Source organism: Halomonas sp. DP5Y7-2 (genome assembly GCF_019802025.1).
GTDB lineage: Bacteria > Pseudomonadota > Gammaproteobacteria > Pseudomonadales > Halomonadaceae > Halomonas > Halomonas litopenaei_A.
The window spans coordinates 307,291-326,166 of the sequence record NZ_JAHVHY010000006.1; the positions used below are offsets into that span (position 1 = coordinate 307,291).

The 18,876-nt window shown below is 63.6% G+C and carries 16 protein-coding genes; 1 reads left to right on the top strand and 15 read right to left on the bottom strand.

Annotation, left to right across the window (positions count from 1 at the left end; genetic code table 11):
* Positions 1-37: 37 nt before the first annotated feature.
* From KUW18_RS13565 to KUW18_RS13620, 12 genes are all read right to left on the bottom strand, one after another.
* Entirely contained in the window at positions 38-1,939 is a 1,902-nt protein-coding gene (locus KUW18_RS13565) for a cation:proton antiporter (RefSeq protein WP_222561633.1), read from the bottom strand.
* A gap of 149 nt (positions 1,940-2,088) precedes the next feature.
* A complete protein-coding gene (locus KUW18_RS13570) occupies positions 2,089-3,063 on the bottom strand; it encodes a hypothetical protein (protein ID WP_222561634.1) in 975 nt (324 codons plus the stop codon).
* A 15-nt stretch (positions 3,064-3,078) separates the two neighbouring features.
* Positions 3,079-3,267, bottom strand: a complete 189-nt coding sequence (locus KUW18_RS13575; protein WP_206937860.1) for a hypothetical protein — start codon at positions 3,265-3,267, stop codon at positions 3,079-3,081.
* A gap of 179 nt (positions 3,268-3,446) precedes the next feature.
* Entirely contained in the window at positions 3,447-4,361 is a 915-nt protein-coding gene (locus KUW18_RS13580; RefSeq protein WP_222561635.1) for a hydroxymethylglutaryl-CoA lyase, read from the bottom strand.
* The gene (locus KUW18_RS13585; RefSeq protein ID WP_222561636.1) at positions 4,361-6,493 is read right to left on the bottom strand and encodes an acetyl/propionyl/methylcrotonyl-CoA carboxylase subunit alpha; all 2,133 of its coding nucleotides are present in this window, start codon (positions 6,491-6,493) and stop codon (positions 4,361-4,363) included. Before KUW18_RS13585 ends, KUW18_RS13580 begins: the two co-directional genes overlap by 1 nt.
* Complete coding sequence (locus KUW18_RS13590; RefSeq protein ID WP_222561637.1) at positions 6,490-7,311, bottom strand: enoyl-CoA hydratase-related protein; 822 nt, start codon at positions 7,309-7,311, stop codon at positions 6,490-6,492. The genes KUW18_RS13585 and KUW18_RS13590 overlap by 4 nt, the downstream gene beginning before the upstream one ends.
* A gap of 14 nt (positions 7,312-7,325) precedes the next feature.
* Positions 7,326-8,933, bottom strand: a complete 1,608-nt coding sequence (locus tag KUW18_RS13595) for a carboxyl transferase domain-containing protein (RefSeq protein ID WP_206937874.1) — start codon at positions 8,931-8,933, stop codon at positions 7,326-7,328.
* 87 nt (positions 8,934-9,020) lie between these two features.
* Positions 9,021-10,190 carry an isovaleryl-CoA dehydrogenase gene (locus KUW18_RS13600; protein WP_222238258.1) on the bottom strand — a complete coding sequence of 390 codons (1,170 nt, stop codon included), beginning with the start codon at positions 10,188-10,190 and terminating at the stop codon, positions 9,021-9,023.
* Positions 10,191-10,569: 379 nt separating this feature from the next.
* Positions 10,570-11,073: a cupin domain-containing protein gene (locus tag KUW18_RS13605; RefSeq protein ID WP_222561638.1), complete on the bottom strand. Its 504-nt coding sequence runs from the start codon at positions 11,071-11,073 to the stop codon at positions 10,570-10,572.
* Between the two features lie 143 nt (positions 11,074-11,216).
* Positions 11,217-11,996, bottom strand: a complete 780-nt coding sequence (locus KUW18_RS13610) for a substrate-binding domain-containing protein (protein ID WP_224852051.1) — start codon at positions 11,994-11,996, stop codon at positions 11,217-11,219.
* 175 nt (positions 11,997-12,171) lie between these two features.
* Complete coding sequence (locus KUW18_RS13615) at positions 12,172-12,897, bottom strand: ATP-binding cassette domain-containing protein (RefSeq protein WP_224852028.1); 726 nt, start codon at positions 12,895-12,897, stop codon at positions 12,172-12,174.
* Positions 12,894-13,592: an ABC transporter permease gene (locus tag KUW18_RS13620; protein ID WP_222561639.1), complete on the bottom strand. Its 699-nt coding sequence runs from the start codon at positions 13,590-13,592 to the stop codon at positions 12,894-12,896. The genes KUW18_RS13615 and KUW18_RS13620 overlap by 4 nt, the downstream gene beginning before the upstream one ends.
* A 236-nt stretch (positions 13,593-13,828) precedes the next feature.
* Between KUW18_RS13620 and KUW18_RS13625 the strand changes: the two genes are divergently transcribed.
* The gene (locus tag KUW18_RS13625; protein WP_222486705.1) at positions 13,829-14,719 is read left to right on the top strand and encodes a helix-turn-helix transcriptional regulator; all 891 of its coding nucleotides are present in this window, start codon (positions 13,829-13,831) and stop codon (positions 14,717-14,719) included.
* A 48-nt stretch (positions 14,720-14,767) separates the two neighbouring features.
* Here KUW18_RS13625 and KUW18_RS13630 read toward each other — a convergent pair whose 3' ends face one another.
* From KUW18_RS13630 to KUW18_RS13640, 3 genes are all read right to left on the bottom strand, one after another.
* Positions 14,768-15,280, bottom strand: coding sequence for a hypothetical protein (locus KUW18_RS13630; protein WP_222163102.1), 513 nt, complete (start codon positions 15,278-15,280; stop codon positions 14,768-14,770).
* A 152-nt stretch (positions 15,281-15,432) separates the two neighbouring features.
* A complete protein-coding gene (locus KUW18_RS13635) occupies positions 15,433-16,749 on the bottom strand; it encodes an HlyD family type I secretion periplasmic adaptor subunit (RefSeq protein WP_222561640.1) in 1,317 nt (438 codons plus the stop codon).
* A 2-nt stretch (positions 16,750-16,751) separates the two neighbouring features.
* Complete coding sequence (locus KUW18_RS13640) at positions 16,752-18,557, bottom strand: type I secretion system permease/ATPase (protein ID WP_222561641.1); 1,806 nt, start codon at positions 18,555-18,557, stop codon at positions 16,752-16,754.
* Positions 18,558-18,876 lie beyond the last annotated feature (319 nt).

Consider the following 18,876-nt stretch of genomic DNA (forward strand, 5'->3'; position numbering starts at 1 on the left):
CGCTGGCGCCAGGGTGTGATGGCACCTGGCGGGGCCATCAGGACCCTGAGTCGGAGTCTGGAGCCTCGCCGTCATCGCTGACGTTGCTCTCATCCCTGGTGTTGGCTGACGGCTGAGCCGAGGCGCGCTGTTGCCTGGTGCGCTGGCGCTGGGCCTTGTCTTCATGGGTGTCGTCGGGCACCAGGGCGAGCAAGGTTTCACCGGTGTCCGCATCGAAGCTCTCGTCCTTGTGCATGACCCTGACGTCGCCGTCTTCGGCATAGGCGGAGATCACCCGAGCATCCGGGTTGTCTCGGCGATAGTCGTCGAACGAGTAGCTGTCGCTAAGGCGTGTCAGGCGCACGCACCAGCCTTGGCGAATCCGTGAATTGGCCTCTTCATAGTCGAGCTCCTTGGCGAAGAAACGCCCTCCCAGCGTCTGTTCGAGCTGGTCGCCGCCGACGCCTCCGCCGGGAGCAAAGCGATAGACCCGGTGATGTCCGAACTCCGGAGCGTAGTGCATGCACAGCAGCGCGTTGTAGTCATCGTTGTCGGTCAGCGCAACCATACTGTCGAAGCGATTGAGCTCCAGCGTCAGCTCGGCTTCCTCGGTGAGCACTTCGCCGTAGTAGGTCGGGATATCGCGTCCTCTGACCTGGCGCAGGTGATTGTAGTTGCGGTCCGCGATCAGCACCGGTCTTCCCTGGGCCTGAATTGCCTCGGCCAGGGCCGCGGTAAAGGGATTGGCGCCGACGATCAGCAGCCCCTTGGTGTCGGTGGACTGCAACTTGAGCCGGCGTGCCAAGGGCTGCAGCGAAAAGCCATGCAGCAGTACGGTCACGGCGACAATGGCAAACGCCAGTGGCGAGAGCAGGGCGGCGTCCTCGACGCCAACATCGCTGAGGCGGGCTCCAAACAACCCGGCGATGGCTACCGCCACCACGCCTCTCGGGCCGATCCAACCCACGATCAGCTTTTCCGAGAAGGGCAGGTCGACCCGGATCAAGGCCAGGAATACTGCCACTGGCCTGACCAGCAGCAGCACGACGGCGACGAACACATACTCGCGCATGCTCAGGGTGGCCAGGGTGCCAAGATCCACCTGGGCGGCCAGCAGGATAAACACGCCCGACACCAGCAGGACGGTGATGTTCTCCTTGAAGCGTCGAATCTCGTCCAGGGACGACAGCGACGAATTGCCGATCACTACCCCCATCACCGTGACCGCCAGCAGCCCGCTTTCATGGAGCAGGGCGTTGGGCAGCGTGTAGGTCGCCATGACCAGAAAGATCATGACCGGGACTTTCAGGAATTCGGGAATCTGTCCGGCCTTGATCGCGCGTATCAAGCCCCAGGCCGTGGCCAGTCCGACCGCGGTGGCGACGACAATGCCCAGCAGCATATGGCCCAGAGTCACCGACAGGTCGTGGGATGAATACATCACGATGGTGATCTCGAAGGCCAGCACCGCTGCCAGAGCACCGACCGGATCGTTGAGAATCGCCTCCCAGCGCAGGATCTCACCGGGACGCCGCTTGAGACTGGCCTGGCGCAGCAGCGGGATGATGACCGTGGGGCCGGTCACGATCAGGATGCCGCCCAGCACCGATGCCGAGGCCCAGGACAGACCGCCGATGTAGTGTCCCGACAGCGTGGCCAGGCCCCAGACCAGCGGCCCGCCGAGAAACACCAGACGCTTGACGGCGAGCTCTGCTCCTCTCAGGCGGGTCAGGTTGAGGGTAAGACCGCCCTCGAACAGAATCATGGCCACGGCAACGGCGACCAGGGGTTCCAGCAGGTCGCCGAAGACGGCGTGGGGGTCGAGCACCCCGCTGACCGGGCCGATGAGCACACCGCTAAGCAGCAGCAGGACAATGGCGGGCACTTTCCAGCGCCACGCCAGCCACTGCGCACCGATACCGAGCGCCGCTATCAAGCTGAAGGCGAGAACCGGGGACATGGTGACTTCCTTGTTGTGAAAATTGTGGTGAAAATTGTGGTGAAAACAGAGACCTTTGATCCACACGCTAGGCGGCTGCAAGGCGAATCACAAGGCGCGGTGTAAACGCTTGCCTGGGGTAGGTGAAGCCAGGTCGTCGCGACACTGGATCAGCGAATGGTGCGGCGGGAGCTCGTGACTGGCGTGTCGCTGATATCGCTGGGGGGAAGCAGTCGAGGGTAGGGACGACTGGGAAAGGTAAAGCCCGAAATAGAGATGATCTTGTCTCGTGTCAGCGACAGTGTATTGGTCGGTAGCGGGGCGGCCAGATCAAAGTCGTGTCCGCCGGTAATGACGATACGACGCCTTTTGTCTCGATATCCCGAGCGTACCGGAATCACACCAATGCCTCGGGAAATCACGCTTTCTTCATCTGGCTCCGGTAGCAGGGTAGGTAGCCCGATGTAGACTTTATCGTTCTCGAGACTAATTAGAGCGTAGGTGACCTGTCGATACGTTAGCCGTTTCAGTATCGCGGCCAGTGCCGCCCTGTCCTCCGGGTCATGTCGCTTGATCTTTCCGCAGCGTAGATGGGACAAGACGTCTCGTCTGGCACGGTAGATCGCGGCATTGTGGGCGAAGTCAATCTTGGCCTGTGTCTTGATGGTGATGAGCTGGTGTTCGATGGGGGCCTTATCTTCGAGCAGCAGCTCCACTTGTCGCTTTCTGGCCCGACGAAGCCTCTGGGCACCTAGCCAGTTGACCCGTTGGCAGGTGAAAGCGGTCAGCCAGGTCAGCACGATGGAGCAGAAGGACAGGGACGCCAACTGCAACGATGCCAGGGTGGACGGATCGAGCTGACTACCCGGGTACAGGCCCGACCCCATCAGGTTTGCCAGGTACAGAAACAGGTGGGTGTCAGGTAGAAGGGTAATGCCTGTCCAGTGCTCGATGGACGTGCCAATGGCAGGAAGCAGATAGCCAAAAAGTGCCGCAACGAAGGCAACGATCAGAATGCCGAACTTGGCAGCCCGGATGTACAACAGCCAGCCATGATAGAGGCTGATGCGAATCTGCTCTCTGGGGCTTTCGGTGATGTAGATGTAGCCGCAGACCAATACGGGAAAGATCAGCAGGCCGATCATGGTCAGCGACTGGCGCTAGAGAATATCGTGATCAAGCCGCTGCCGCTCCAGTTCAGCGGCGTCCTTGCTGGCGTACTTGCGGACCACGATGGTACCCGATGGCGTCACCTCGACGTCATCCCAGCCGACCGTTTCCGCAGCCTCGATGGAGGTCGTCAGCTGCTGTTGAATCTGTTCCAGTACGAGCTGCCCTTCGCTACTCATGGCAATGCCTCTTTCTTCGCGTACCTTGGATAAAGGCTTCGCGTACCTTGGATAGTAGCATGTCCGCGGCGCCGCATAGCGAGCAAAACACCGCGAGCAGGGCGCCGAGGACAGGATTCAGAAAGCGGGCATCAGCGATCAGCGGTTCCTGATGGCGCCGCCGATCGCTCAGGTGTTCGTTAGCCCTTGGCGACCATCGCCACCCCCGCCTTGGAGCGATTCGGGCGGCCGATGGTGCGGGTGATCCAGTCACCGACGGCGGCAATGCGAGCGAGATCGACCCCGCAGTCGATGCCGAGTCCTTCCAGCAGATACACCACGTCTTCGGTGGCGACGTTGCCGCTGGCGCCCTTGGCGTAGGGACAGCCTCCAAGGCCGGCCACCGAGCTGTCGATGACCTGGACACCGTCTTCGAGCACCGCCACCAGGTTGGCCAGGGCCTGGCCATAGGTATCATGGAAATGGGCCGCAAGTCGGGTGACCGGCACATCCCGGGCGACGGCTTCGAGCATGCGCCGGGCTTTCAGCGGCGTGCCGGTGCCGATGGTATCGCCCAGCGATACCTCGTAGCAGCCCATCTCATCCAGCGCTCGTGCCACCTTGGCCACCTGCCCAGGCGCGATGTCACCCTCATAGGGACAGCCCAGGACACAGGACACATACCCCCGTACCTGGATGCCCTCGGCCTTGGCACGTTCGACCACCGGGGCAAAGCGCTCGAGTGATTCGGCGATGGAGCAGTTGATGTTCTTCTGCGAGAACGATTCAGAGGCCGCGCCAAACACCGCGACTTCCTGCACGCCACATTCGATGGCGGCCTCCAGCCCCTTGAGGTTTGGCGTCAACGCCGAATAGCGCCGTCCGGGCTGTGCTGCTCCCTCCTGCATCAGGGCCCGCATGACCTCGCGATGATCGGCCATCTGCGGCACCCACTTGGGGGAGACGAAGCTGGCCGCCTCGATATGGCAGTGTCCGGCCTTGGCCAGACGCTCGATCAGTTCGAGCTTGGTTGCCGTGGTGATCGGGTCCGGCTCGTTCTGCAGGCCGTCCCGCGGGCCCACCTCGACAATCCGCACACTGTCGGGAAAGGCCATCAGAGAGCCTCCTTGTCATGCACGCTGTCGGCGGACTGGGCAGTGAAGTCGAGCAGCACATCGCCCTGGCCGACGGTGTCGCCAGCGGCGTAGCGAAAGGCCTCGACCGAACCGTCGGCAGGCGCGGTCAGCGTGTGCTCCATCTTCATGGCTTCCATGACCATCAGCGCGTCGCCCTTGCTGACCGCGGCGCCAGGCGCCACCAGCAGTGCCACGACGGTGCCATGCATCGGCGCGGTGAGCGTCGATTCCACCTCGTGCTGGCCATGATCGATGGCATCAATGCGACGCCAGCAGAGGCGCACTTCACCCTCAGGGCTGGACAGCACAATGGTATTACGCTGCTGGCCTTGCCCCAGCAGGCGAGCCTGCAGCCGGCGGCGATGACCGTCCAGAGTGATCGCCACCGCGTCGCCGGGCAGCTCAGTCAGGCTGGCAGATACCTCGGCACGAGATTCCCCGGGACCCCGGATGCTGAGCTGCCATGCCTGATCGCTGGCGGCGTGTCGTCCCTCCACCACGCACAGGCTGGATGGCTCGGCCTCAGCGGCCTCCCGTGGATCGCACAGCGCGATGCGGATTTGACGGGGGCCATTGACGCGAAAGCCATCGTGGCGATCCCAGGGAGAGTCACTTTCCGACTCCCGGGACAATTGGTGCAGTGCCACCAGGGCCGCGCTGGCCAGGCTCTGCTGGTCCAGCCCGCGGCTGGCAAACAGGCTTTCCTCATGGCGCTCGATAAAGCGGGTGTCGAGATGGGCGGCCTGAAAGTCCGGGTGGTTCGTCAGCCGCTGCAGGAAGCCTCGGTTGGTGATCACTCCCTGCACGTCCAGGGCGGCCAGCGCGCGATTGAGGCTGGCCAGGGCAGAGGCACGATCCGGGCCGTGGGTGATCAGCTTGGCCAGCATCGGATCATAGTGCATCGATACCGTGTCGCCAGTGGCCACCCCGCTATCCAGGCGCACCTGAGCGGAGCTCAGGTCGGCCCCGACCAGATCCAGCGCGAAGCGATCGAGCACGCCGGTGGCAGGCAGAAAGTCCTGGTCGGCATCCTCGGCGTACAGGCGCGCCTCAAAGCTATGGCCATCGATGGACAGCTGGTCCTGGCGCAACGGCAGCGGCTCATTCATCGCCACCCGCAGCTGCCATTCCACCAGGTCCTGGCCAGTGATCATCTCGGTCACCGGGTGCTCGACCTGCAGCCGCGTGTTCATTTCCATGAAATAGAAGGCGCCGTCCTGCTGTTGCGAAGCGCCGGGCGTCGCGTCGAGCAGGAATTCCACGGTGCCCGCGCCGACGTAACCGATCTCCTGGGCGGCGCGAACCGCGGCATCGCCCATGGCACGTCGTAGCGTCGCCGTCATGCCGGGAGCGGGCGCTTCCTCCAGTACCTTCTGGTGACGGCGCTGGACACTGCAGTCTCGTTCGAACAGGTACACCCCATTGCCGTGGCGGTCGCAGAACACCTGCACCTCAACGTGGCGGGGTTGGGTCAGGTACTTCTCGATCAGCATGCGATCGTCATTGAAAGCGGCTCTGGATTCCCGGCGGCAGCCTTCCAGCGCCGCCTGAAATTCGCTGCCGCTTTCGACCACGCGCATACCCTTGCCGCCGCCGCCAGCGCTGGCCTTGAGCAGCACGGGGTAGCCGATGGCGTCCGCCTCGCGCTTGAGCAGAGCGTCGTCCTGGTCATCGCCGTGGTAGCCAGGCACCAACGGTACGCCGGCATCCATCATGCGTGCCTTGGCGGCGGACTTGTCGCCCATCGCCTTGATGCTGGCCGCGGGAGGACCGACGAAGACAATGCCGGCGTCCTCGCAGGCCCGCACAAAGGCCTCGTTTTCCGACAGGAAACCATAGCCCGGATGAATGGCGTCGGCGCCGCTGCGGCGAGCAGCGTCGATCACCTTGGCGATATCCAGGTAGCTTTCCCGGGCGGCCGCCGGGCCGATATGGATGGCTTCGTCGGCTTCGCGCACGTGGCGGGCGTCGGCGTCCGCATCTGAATAGACGGCGATGGTCTTCAGGCCCATGGCGCGTGCGGTACGCATCACGCGGCAGGCGATCTCACCGCGATTGGCCACCAGCAGGGTGTCGAAGCGCAGCTGGTCAGCAGTGGGGGTCGAGCTCATGAGGCGCTCCCGCTATGGTTGGAGGTGCCCGCCCAGGCAGGGCGGCGCTTGTCGAGGAAGCTGGAAAGCCCTTCCTGGCCTTCGTCGCTGACGCGCAGGCGGCTGATGACCAGGCAGGTGCGCTCCCGTGTGGCCTGTTCGTCCGGCGCTCGAGCGACCTCAGCGAGCAAGGCCTTGGTCGCTCGACTGGCCTGGGGAGAGGTGGCCAGCAGGGTCTCGAGCATGCTCTCCACCGCGTGGTCCAGGGCCTCGGGTTCAACGACCGTGTGCACCAGACCCAGTGCCTGAGCTGTCGTGGCGTCCATCACCTCTGCGCTGAGCGCATAGCGGCGCATCTGGCGGCTGCCGATGGCGCGCAGCACGTAAGGGCTGATGACAGCTGGCGACAGGCCAATCTTGACCTCGGACAGGCAGAACTTGGCGCGCTGGGACGCCAGCACGATATCGCAGCAGGCGGCGAGGCCCACGGCTCCGCCAAAGGCGGCACCTTGTACCCGGCACAGGGTGACGCAGGGCAGGGTGTCCAGTCCGTGCATCAGGCGCGACAGCTCGCGGGAATCGGCCAGGTTGTCGTCGACGCTGTAGTCGACCATGCGCTTCATCCAGTTGAGGTCGGCACCGGCGGAGAAGCTCTTGCCCTCCGAGCCGAGCACCATGACCCGGACCTCGCCGCGCTCTGCGGCGGCGCGAACTCGGTCCAGGTGGCGATTGAGCTCGCCGATCAAGGCATCATCGAAGGCGTTATGGACCTCCGGACGCGTCAGCGTCAGCCAGGCCACCCCCCTGGCATCAATGTCTAGTGTCGATGTCTGAGACATGTCTGCATCCTCGGTTACATGCGGAAGACGCCGAAGCGCGTCTCTTCGATCTCGGCATTCATCGCGGCGGCCAGTGACAGCCCAAGCACGTCGCGGGTCTGGGCAGGGTCGATGACGCCGTCATCCCAAAGCCGCGCGCTGGCGTAGTAGGGGTGGCCCTGGTGCTCGTACTGCTCTCGGGTCGGCTGCTTGAAGGCCTCTTCCTGCTCTGCTGTCCAGGACTCCCCGGCGCGTTCCAGCTGCTCGCGCTTGACCTGGGACAGCACCCCGGCCGCCTGCTCGCCCCCCATCACCGAGATTCTGGCGTTGGGCCACATGAACAGCAGGTTGGGCTCGAAGGCGCGGCCGCACATGCCGTAGTTGCCGGCACCGAAGCTGCCGCCGATCAGCACCGTGAACTTGGGCACGCGGGCACAGGCCACCGCAGTGACCAGCTTGGCGCCGTGCTTGGCAATGCCTTCATGCTCGTACTTCGAACCGACCATAAAGCCGGTAATGTTCTGCAGGAACACCAGGGGAATGCCGCGCTGGGCGCACAGCTCGATAAAGTGGGCGCCCTTGACCGCGCTTTCAGAGAACAGCACGCCGTTGTTGGCCACGATGCCAACGGGGTGGCCGTGGATATGGGCGAAGCCGGTGACCAGCGTATCGCCGTAGTAGCGCTTGAACTCGTCGAAGTCGGAACCGTCGACAATGCGGGCGATGACCTCACGTACGTCGAACGGCTTCTTCAGGTCGGTGCCGACGATACCGTACAGCTCGGCCGGATCGAGAGCGGGAGGACGCGGTGGCTGCATCGCCAGTCGGCCACGCTTCTGCCAGTTCAGTCGGGCGACACAGCGCCGGGCGAGCTGCAGGGCATGGGCATCATTGTCGGCGTAGTGGTCGGCAACGCCGCTGATCTTGGCGTGGACATCGGCGCCGCCAAGATCCTCGGCGCTGATGGTTTCACCGGTGGCAGCCTTGACCAGGGGCGGACCGCCAAGAAAGATGGTGCCCTGTTCGCGCACGATGATGGACTCGTCCGCCATGGCGGGCACGTAGGCTCCCCCGGCGGTGCAGGAGCCCATGACCACGGCGATCTGGGGAATACCCTCGGCCGATAGGGTGGCCTGGTTATAGAAGATGCGGCCGAAGTGGTCTCTGTCGGGGAACACCTCGTCCTGGCGTGGCAGAAAGGCACCGCCGGAATCGACCAGGTAAACGCAGGGCAAGCGATGCTTGCGGGCGACTTCCTGGGCACGCAGATGCTTCTTCACCGTCAGCGGGAAGTAGGTGCCGCCCTTCACGGTGGCATCGTTGGCTACGATCACACACTCGACGCCGCTGATACGACCGATCCCGGTAACCAGGCCTGCCGCCGGCACATCGCTGTCGTACACGCCGTGGGCGGCCAGGGCCGACAGCTCCAGAAAGGGCGACCCCTCGTCGATCAAGTGATCGATGCGGTCGCGTACAAACAGCTTGCCGCGGGATTCGTGGCGACTGCGTGCCTTGTCACCGCCGCCGCGACGAATGGCGTCGGTCAGTTCGTTCAGCTTGCCGACCTCGGCACGCATGGCCGCATCCCGAGCCACAAAGTCTTCGGAACGCGGATTGATTGCGGTATCCAACATGGCCATCTGGTGGCTCCGTAGGCAAAAGAGGGGCGACGTACGCCAGCATTCACAAGGCGCTGAACGCGCTCTGCTCCGGGGTCAACGTCGGGTTCAGGCGGACTCGTTGAACAGCTCGCGGCCGATCAGCATGCGCCGAATCTCACTGGTGCCCGCGCCGATCTCGTACAGCTTGGCGTCGCGCAGCAGGCGACCCGTCGGGTACTCGTTGATGTAGCCATTGCCGCCCAGCAGCTGAATGGCATCCAGTGCCACCTGGGTAGCCTTCTCGGCGCAGTAGAGAATGACCCCGGCGGCGTCCTTGCGTGACGTCTGACCGCGATCGCAGGCCGCGGCCACCGCATACAGGTAGGCGCGGCAGGCGTTCAGGGTGGTGTACATGTCGGCAATCTTGCCCTGCACCAGCTGGAATTCGCCGATGGACTGGTTGAACTGCTTGCGTTCGTGGATGTAGGGCACGACCACATCCATGGCGGCCTGCATGATGCCGATAGGGCCCGCCGCCAGCACGGTGCGCTCGTAGTCGAGGCCGCTCATCAGCACGCGCACGCCCTTGCCGACTTCGCCCAGCACGTTCTCCGCGGGGACCGCGCAGTCCTCGAACACCAGTTCACAGGTGTTGGAACCCCGCATCCCCAGCTTGTCGAGCTTCTGGGCGGTCGAGAAACCGTCGAATCCTTTCTCGATGATGAAGGCGGTGATGCCCTTGGACCCGGCGTCCGGGTCGGTCTTGGCATAGACCACCAGCACATCGGCGTCAGGGCCATTGGTGATCCACATCTTGTTGCCGTTAAGGATGTAGCGATCGCCTTCCTTGCGCGCGCGCAGCGACATGGACACCACATCGGACCCGGCTCCCGGCTCGGACATGGCCAGTGCGCCCACATGCTCGCCGGATATCAGCTTGGGCAGGTACTTGGCCTTCTGTTCGGCGTTGGCGTTGATCTTCAGCTGATTGACGCACAGGTTGGAATGGGCGCCGTAGGACAGTCCGACGGATGCGCTGGCACGGGAGATTTCCTCCATGGCGATGCAGTGGGCCAGGTAGCCCATGCCGCTGCCGCCATCTTCGTCGGGAACGGTGATGCCCAGCAGGCCCATGTCACCGAACTTCTGCCACAGATCAGCGGGAAATTCGTTGCGCTCGTCGATCTCGGCGGCGCGAGGGGCGATCTCGTCGCGGGCAAAGGCATTCACCTGATCGCGAAGCATGACCAGGGTTTCATCGAGGCCAAAATCGAGCGGGGTATAGGGGCTGAACATGGCGGGCTCCAAAGCGTCTTGAATGGTCGTTGCGGTGGCGGTCAAGACCACGACCATCGGCGGTGATGTAGGGCTGAAAAAGCCGATCAGCGGCCGTCGAGGCAGCGGCTGGCGGAATGCTAAGAAGACTAGGCAAAGTTGACGTTAACGTAAAGTGCAGCTTCTGCCGCTTGCGACCAAAGTGGGGGGCGACATCGTCTGCAGGGGGGAATCGATGGACCTGGGGGGAGCCACGGGCAGAGCAGGCGTCGGCGCAATGACCAAGCTGCCCTCAGAGGACTCTTGGCTTTGGGCTAAGGCCTCTTGGCCTTGGGCTAATTGGGCTAAACCCCTGGCGAAGCCGGCCAGGTCGGCTGATGGTCAGCCGGCTCAACTGGCGTCAGTCCTCGTCCTGCCAGTAGTCCACGGTATCCTTGCGCAGGCCGGTGTGCTCGAAGCCGCGGCTGGCCTTGTCGCCCCCCGGGGCCGAGCCGGCGACGACCTGGAACTTGCCGGAGTCCGGATACTCCGTCACGTCCGGGGCATTCATGCTGCTGATGCATAGATAGGTGAGAGGCTCGTCGGAGTCGTTGATGATCTGATGGGCGCAGTCGGGGTCTGCGGCGGGTGCCGCGATCAACTCGCCTTCGACGATCGGATAGCGCTTGTTGCCCAGGCGCACGCTGCCTTTGCCCTTCAGCACCACAAACATCTCGTCGTTGTTGTGATGGAAATGAAAGGGCCAGGCGTGGCAGCCCGGCGCCAGGGTGACCCGGCGACAACCAAGATCGCGCATGCCCAGCACCGGCGTCAGGTTGATGATGCTGGCGTCGACCTTGTCGCCGTGCTGGTGGTGTTCTCGGGCAATCGGGCAATGGCAGAGAGAGAGGATGCGTGCGCGCATTGAGGGTCCTTGTGTGTGCAGCGGACGGACGAGCAGCCCGCAAGTGGGGTGTCGTCCGTCCTGCGTCGGTCCTCATTGCAGCCTAGACGCCGGAGCCATGCAGCGCTATCTCGACAGGGCTCGCGGCGCCGATCAGGAAAGGCTTACTGGGCGTCAGCGTTGGGGAAGAACAGCTGCTGACCCTTGACCTCGAAGTCACCAATCGCCTGCTGGCCTTGTTCGGACAGCAGCCAGTCATGCCACTGGTCAGCCAGGTCATGCTTCAGCTCCGGGTGGCGCTCCCGTGACAGCTTGAGGCTGCCGTACTGGTTGAACAGAACGTCATCGCCTTCGAACAACAGCTCAAGGTTCTGGCGGTTATCAAAGGCGACCCAGGTCGCGCGGTCGGACATGACGTAGGCATCCATACCCGCGGCAGTGTTGAGGGTCGCGCCCATGCCGCTCCCCAGCTCGCGATACCAGTCACCGCCAGGCTCAACGCCAGCGGCATCCCACAGGCGCAATTCAGCCCGATTGGTGCCGCTGTCGTCGCCGCGAGAGGTGAAGGGGGCTCCACTCTCTGCGATCAAGCTGAAGGCAGTGGCTGCACTGTCGGCATCGCGGATGCCGGCCGGATCGTCGGACGGTCCGATCAGTACAAAGTCGTTGTACATGACGTCATCGCGCTGACTGGCGTAGCCGTCCGCCACGAAGGCTTCCTCGCCGGCAGTGTCGTGTACCAGCAGGCTGTCAGCGTCACCGCGACGGGCGATTTCGAAGGCCTGGCCGGTGCCCACCGCGACCACATGCACGTCGATGCCGGTGCTGTCGGTGAAGGTCGGAATAATGGCGTCAAACAGTCCAGAGTTCTGGGTGGATGTGGTCGATGCGAGGGTGATGAAGGGGGCCTCGTCCTGGGCCAGTGCGCTGCTGGCACCGAGCATCAGCGCGCACGCCGCGGCAGCGCTGGTGGCCGCACGACGAACCTGCATGGGAGACAGCCTGCGCGACGATGAGGTGTGGCGATGTGACATGGTGCAGTTCCTTGCGTAGATCGCACGACGGGTGTCGTGCGGTGGATGAATGGGCCTGAGGCGTGGTCACCACCGTGGCCTCGATCTAGTCCAGTAGCTCTCCTGCGATAAAAGCGCTGGCTTCCTGGGTGACGGGTCGGCTGAAGAACAGGTTGGCCGGGCTTTGTTCGACCAGTCGGCCCCGGTGCAGCAGGATGACGTCGTCGGCCAGACGGCGCGCCTGGTGCATGTCGTGACTGGACATGACAATCCGCACGCCTTGCTGATGAAAGGTCTCGATGGCACTCTCCACCGCCCGAATGGCGGCGGGGTCAAGCGCCGAGGTCGGTTCGTCAAGGAACAGCACCTCGGGCTCCAGCAGCCAGGCCCGGGCCAGTGCCAGACGCTGCTGCTCTCCACCTGACAGCACTCGAGCCGGGCGTTTGGCCAGGCTTTCCAGACCAAAGCGCTCGAGAGCGGCGATGGCGCGCTGGCGCCGCTGTCGGCGTGGCACATGATTCACCGCCAACGCATACTCGAGATTGGCCAGGGCGCTACGTCTGAGCAGGACCGGACGCTGAAATACCATGGCCTGGCGGGGAGCCGAACCTTCCCATTGCAGCTGTCCCTGGGTGGGCGAGAGCAGGCCATGGGCAAGACGCATCAAGAGGCTCTTGCCCGCGCCATTGGGGCCCATGATCAGGGTGCGCCGATGACCGTCGAGAGTGAGTGACAGGGGGCCCAGCAGGCGCTGACCAGCGGTCGAGAAGCCGACCCGGTCGAGGGTGAGGCGAGGGGCCGAGGCTGGCGCCGACAGCGTCATCGTGGTCATCCCAGCTGCCTCCTGGTGGACTCGCCGATCAGGTGGGCGAGGGCGTTGATCAGCCCTACCAGGGCCAACAGCACGATGCCCAGACCCAGCGCCAGGGGCAGGTTGCCCTTGCTGGTCTCGAGCACGATGGCGGTGGTCATCACCCGGGTAACGCCGTCGATGTTGCCGCCGACGATCATCACGGCGCCCACCTCGGCGCTGGCTCGTCCAAAGCCCGCCAGCATGACCGTAATCAACGCGAGACGGGCGTCCCACAGCAGCGTCGGGATACGGCGTACTCGGGAAATCCCCATGGATGCCAGCTGCTCGGCGTATTCGCCATGCAGCTCCTCGACCTTCTGCCGGGTCAGCGAGGCCAGAATCGGCAGGACCAGAATGACCTGTGCCACCACCATGGCGGTGGGGGTAAACAGCAGGCCCAGGGAGCCAAGGGGCCCCGCCCGGGATAGCAGCAGATAGACGCTGAGGCCCGCCACCACCGGTGGCAGGCCCATCAGCGCGTTAAGGGCGATGATCAGCGGTGCTCGACCGGGGAAACGGTACAGTGCCAGCGCCGCGCCAAGGGGCAATGCCAGCGCGGCAGCGATGGCGACTGCCGTTAGCGAGATGCGCAGGGACAGGCTGACGATGGTCAGCAGGTCGGGATCCAGTCCAACAATCAGGTCCAGGGCGGTGGCAAAGGCGGAGTCGGTCATCACGGCTCGTGTCAGGTAGGGTCAGAACGGCGCCGCGGTCGCGGGATGCCCTTGATATACCAGCATAATGTGATGAAACGTCGGCATGCGCATCCGGGCACTGAAATTTATGCAGCCTGAAACATCTTCGTGCATAGTTACTGGCTACATCTTTCGGCTAGTAGCTCGTTCTGAACCAGTGAACCAGCGCTTCGAGACAGACGACCAGCCCCGTAGAGCAAAAGGGAGGCAGGACCATGGATGACGCAGCGTTCCCGACCTATCTGACCACCTCGGAAGTGGCAGACTATCTGCGGCTGAAGCCGCGCAAGGTGTATGACCTGGTGCGCCAGGGACAGATCCCTTGCAGCCGGGCCACCGGCAAGCTGCTGTTTCCGCGGCAGGCGGTGGATCTGTGGGTCATGAATCACCTGGAGGGGGATCAGGCGGCCAGCGTGGGACCTCAGGAAGTCCTCGGTGGCAGTCAGGATCCGCTGCTCGACTGGGCCATGCGCGAGAGCGGCTGTGGTCTGGCCAGCCTGTGCCAGGGCAGTGGTGACGGTATCCAGCGACTGCTGGCCGGCAAGGCGAGCGTGGTCGGTGCGCACCTGCTGGATGCCGATGGCGGCTATAACGATCCTGCGCAGCTGGGACTGGGAGGCATGCGTGATCTGGTCGTTGTCCACTGGGCACGTCGACAGCAGGGGTTGATGCTGGCGGCGGACAATCCGCTGGGTATCTCGGGTCTTGGTGACCTGACCCGGGGCGACGTCCGTGTGGCACGTCGACCGCAGGGCGCAGGGGCCCATCGCCTGCTGCAAGGACTGCTGGATCGGCAGGGCATCTCGATGGACGCCCTTGGCCTGCTGGAGCAACCCGCCATGAGCGAGGATGATCTTGCCCTGTCGATTGCCCAGGGCAGGGCAGACGCGGGCCTTGGTGTCGAAGCGGCCGCGCGACGTCAGGGACTCGCCTTCCTGCCGCTGCAGCAGGAGTCCTTTGATCTGCTGCTGCGCCGCAGGAGTTACTTCGAGCCGCCGCTGCAACGACTGCTTGCGTTCGCACGGCAACCCCGCCTGCGTGAGCAGGCCGAACAGTTCGGCGGTTACGACGTCTCTGACCTGGGAGCCGTTCGCTTCAACGCCTGATAGCGGTGTGACGCCGTCCCGCGAGTGCAGGGCAGGCTAAAGCGTGGCTCAAGGCTGTCGGTCCGTTGTGCGATGAATGATCTGTGGTACCAGTCGCTCCGAGAACCCCGCGGCAAAGGACCAGAAGATCAGTTTGGCGACGTCCTCTCCCTGGGCGGGATAGGTTCGCGAGAGAAAGTGAAGAATGTCATCCGTAGTAGGCGGTTCGGGGAAGGCGGCGATGTGATAGCTGGGGAACAGGTGCCCTTCGATCAGGCCGGCCAGGGTAAGCGCGTAGAACACCAGCGCAAAGGTGCCTCCGTAGATGGGCACCACCAGCACGGTCGCCCAGGACTGGGTGAGCAGTCGCAGTTCGGTCGACGAGATGTGCTTCAAGCGTTGCTGAATACTGACGAAGCCTCCGATGATGCCGCATTCGAACACCAGCCACGAGATCATCAGGCGCTGCTGAAACCACAGCGTTGCCGCGAACAGGGCCGCCGTGGCCAGCAGACTGATAATGATGAACACCAGCAGTCGCCTCGACACCACCAGCAGCATCTTGGTGCGATTGTCGTACACGTGCCGAACCCCGCAATGTGGCATCGCCGTACCAGCGTCTCTACCTCACTATAGACCCAGGACAGACCCAGGACAGACGCAGAACAGACGCTGGCTACGGCGGCAGGGCGTGTAGGCTGAACCGCTTCCCATTCGGCGCAGGATCGTCGTCTTTACTCCTCGCGCATGGCTCTTGCCAGCATGTCGGTGACCGGTTTGGCCACGTAGCTGGCAAAGCTGCGCTCGCTGGTGCGGATCATCACCTCCGCTGGCATGCCGGCCATCAGGCGCATGTTGTCGGTCATGTTGGCCTCGCCCTGTTGCGTGACCTGGATGCGCACCTTGTAGTAGCGCTCTCGGGTGGCTTCGTCCTCGAAACTGTTGGCGCTGACGTGGACGACTTCGCCATCGATGACGTTGGACAGACGCTGGTTGAAGGCGCTGAAGCGAATCTCCGCCGGCTGTCCCAGGTACAGATGATCCACGTCGTGGTTGGCTACCCTGGCCTCGACGATAAAGCCATCGCCCATTGGCACCAGATCCATCAGCGGATCGCCTCCGCGGATGACCGCCCCCAGGGTATGGACCTTCAGTCCCACCACGGTGCCGGCCACCGGCGCGGTAATGGCCGTGCGTCTCAGGGTATCGGTAAGGGCTACCAGGCGCTCCTCCGCATCGGCCACTTCCGACTGCACCTGACGCAGGGCCTCGCCGACCTGTTGCTGGAATTCCTGCAGGCGAATCTGCTTGTTCAGCACGTTCTCGCTGATCTGCGCGCGCAGTCGGGCTACCTCGGCCAGATGACGCGCATTGTCGCTCTGGTACTCGAGGCTCTCCCTCTCCATTTCGCGCATCCGCTGGCTGCTGATCAGTCCATCCCGGAACAGCTTGCGGTGATTGGCCACCTCACCATTGAGCGAGTCGATCCTTCGCTGAGTGATCTGGCGGGTGGCCTCGAGCCCGGTGATCTGCTCGTCCAGCTGCAGAATCTGCTGATCAAGTGCCGCCAGGGTGCCGTCCAGAGACTCTCGACGGACCTCGAACAGGCGCTGCTGCACCCCCAGCACCGCCTGGACGCGGCCATTGTCGGACTGACGCAGAGCGTCGGGAAACGCCAGCTGGTCCGCTCCTGCCTGCTCGGCCAGCAGCCGTACCTCGCTGGCCCTGGCGATCAGATAGTCCGCCTCGACGATACGGCTCTGGGCCCTGGCTTGGGTGTCATCCAGCGTGATCAGCACGTCGCCGGCATCGACCTGACTGCCGTCTTCCACATGGATACGCTCGACGATACCGCCCTCCAGGTGTTGCACCGTCTTGGTGAAGCTTTCCACCGAGACGGAGCCGGGGGCAACGACGGAAACCGCCAGACTGGCCATCACCGACCAGCTGCCGAAGCCGCCCAGCGCCACCAGCAGGATGAGCAGCCCAAGGCGGCGGTAACGTTGATCTTGCAACGGCAATTCTTGTTGAGGGGCACCTGCGGGATTCATGATCAGGTCTCCTTGCTGTCGGGACGGACAGTGGACGCCGTGGATACCGGCGACGCCGATTCAGCGGGGACGGCCGCGCTTCTGCCACGTGCGCTGGGGCGCAGGGTGGTGACGGGGGAGGCCCGTCTTGCCCCCGCTGCCACGGCGGAGACCGGCTCTCGGCGCCCCGGTGGCGTGAGCGATGCCACGCGTCCCTCCTTGAGCACGAGAATGCGGTCCACATTGGCCAGCAGGCGCTGTCGATGGGTGATGATCAGTGCAGTGGTGCCCTGCTGGCGCAATTCGATCAGGCATTGGGCCAGGGCCGCTTCGCCGGCATCGTCCAGGTTGGCATCGGGTTCATCCAGCACGATCAGGGCAGGGTTGCCGTACAGCGCTCGGGCCAGGCCGATACGCTGGCGCTGACCAGCGGACAGCGCGCTGCCACCGTGATCCAGCCAGGTGTCATAGCCGTCCGGAAGCTTGAGCACCAGTTCGTGCACACCGGCGCGGCGGGCGGCCCGCACCACCTGTTCCGGGTCCACGTCCTGAAAGCGCGCAATGTTCTCGGCGACGCTGCCATCAAACAGCTCGATGTCCTGGGGCAGGTAGCCCAGATGCGGCCCCAGCGTCGTGCGTTCCCATTTATTGATGTCGGCGCCGTCCAGGCGCACGCACCCAAGCTGGGTGGGCCACAACCCGAGCACCACCCGAGCCAGCGTGGACTTGCCTGCCGCGCTGGGCCCCACCACCGCAATGTGTTCGCCCTTGGCCATGCGCAGGTCGATATTGGTGATGGTGGGCAGCTTGACGCCGGGAGGCGCTGCGCTGACGTCGTCCAGCGTCAGCTGTCCTCGCGGGCTTGGCAGCGGCATCGCCGGCGGATCGGCAGGAACCTCGTCCAGCAGGGCTTCCAGCCGCCCCTTGGCGGTCCGCGCGCCAGAGAATCCCTTCCAGCCATTGATCATCTGGTCGATAGGGGCCAGCGCCCGGCCCATGAGAATGGAGCCGGCGATCATCATGCCCGGGGTCAACTCACCGCGCAGAACCAGAAAGGCACCGACTCCAAGAATCAAGGACTGAAACATCAGCCGCAGCACCTTGGAGGTGTTGGTCAGCAGGCCTGAGCGGTCGCTGGCCATGGACTGCAGCACCAGGTATTCGCGATGACGTGCTGCCCAACGCCCCTGGATGCCTGGCAGCATGCCCATGGCATGCAGCACCTCGGCATTGCGCAGATTGCTGTTGGCCAGATCCTGTGACTGCACGTGGCGACCGTTGGCCTCTGTCAGCAGCGGTTTGGTCAGTCGTTCATTGATCACGGCAATGGTCGCGAGGATGATCCCGGCCACCAGAGCGAACACCCCAAACCAGGGATGGAAGAGGGCCAGCACGCCGATGTAGATCGGCACCCAGGGAGCGTCAAAGAAGGCAAACAACCCGTTGCCCGACAGGAACTGGCGCAGGCTGGTCAGGTCGTTGAGCGGCTGGGCGGAGGGTTTGCCGGGGCTCGCCAGGCTGCGCTTGAACATGGCTGCGTAGAGGCGTGGGCTGATCAAGGTGTCCAGTCGGTTACCCACCCTGACCAGGATTCTCGAGCGCATCAGCTCAAGTCCCCCCATCACCACAAAGAGAAATACCACCACCAGTGTCAACATCCACAGAGTTTCCTGGCTGCGGGTGGTCAGCACGCGGTCGTAGACCTGCAGCATATATAGCGGCGGTACCAGCATCAGCAGGTTGATAAACATGCTGAACAGCGCCACATAGCCGAAGCTTCTTCGACAGAAGGCGAGGACCTTACGCAGGTCATTCTTCTCTGCAGCCATGATGGTTCCCCCTGACATCACCCCTCTTGCGGGGATGGTGTTGTTGTCGTTATCCGTGGTTTTCTTGTTGTAGTGATGTGTGGCGCATCTTCGATCTATTGATGTTCTCTTGAGTGTTCTCCTGAAGACCCTCGGAAGTGTTCCGAGATATTGGTCCGTCCAGGTGATGTGATGATGGTGAAAAAGAGCCATGAAACGGAAATGGGTCTCGATGGGATAGTAGCGAAAATATGGACAACCACAATAGCGGTGACAGCAATGAAGCCAATGTTTTCTTCGGCTTTTGCAGAGAGGAAAGAATGCGATGGTATCCCTGAAT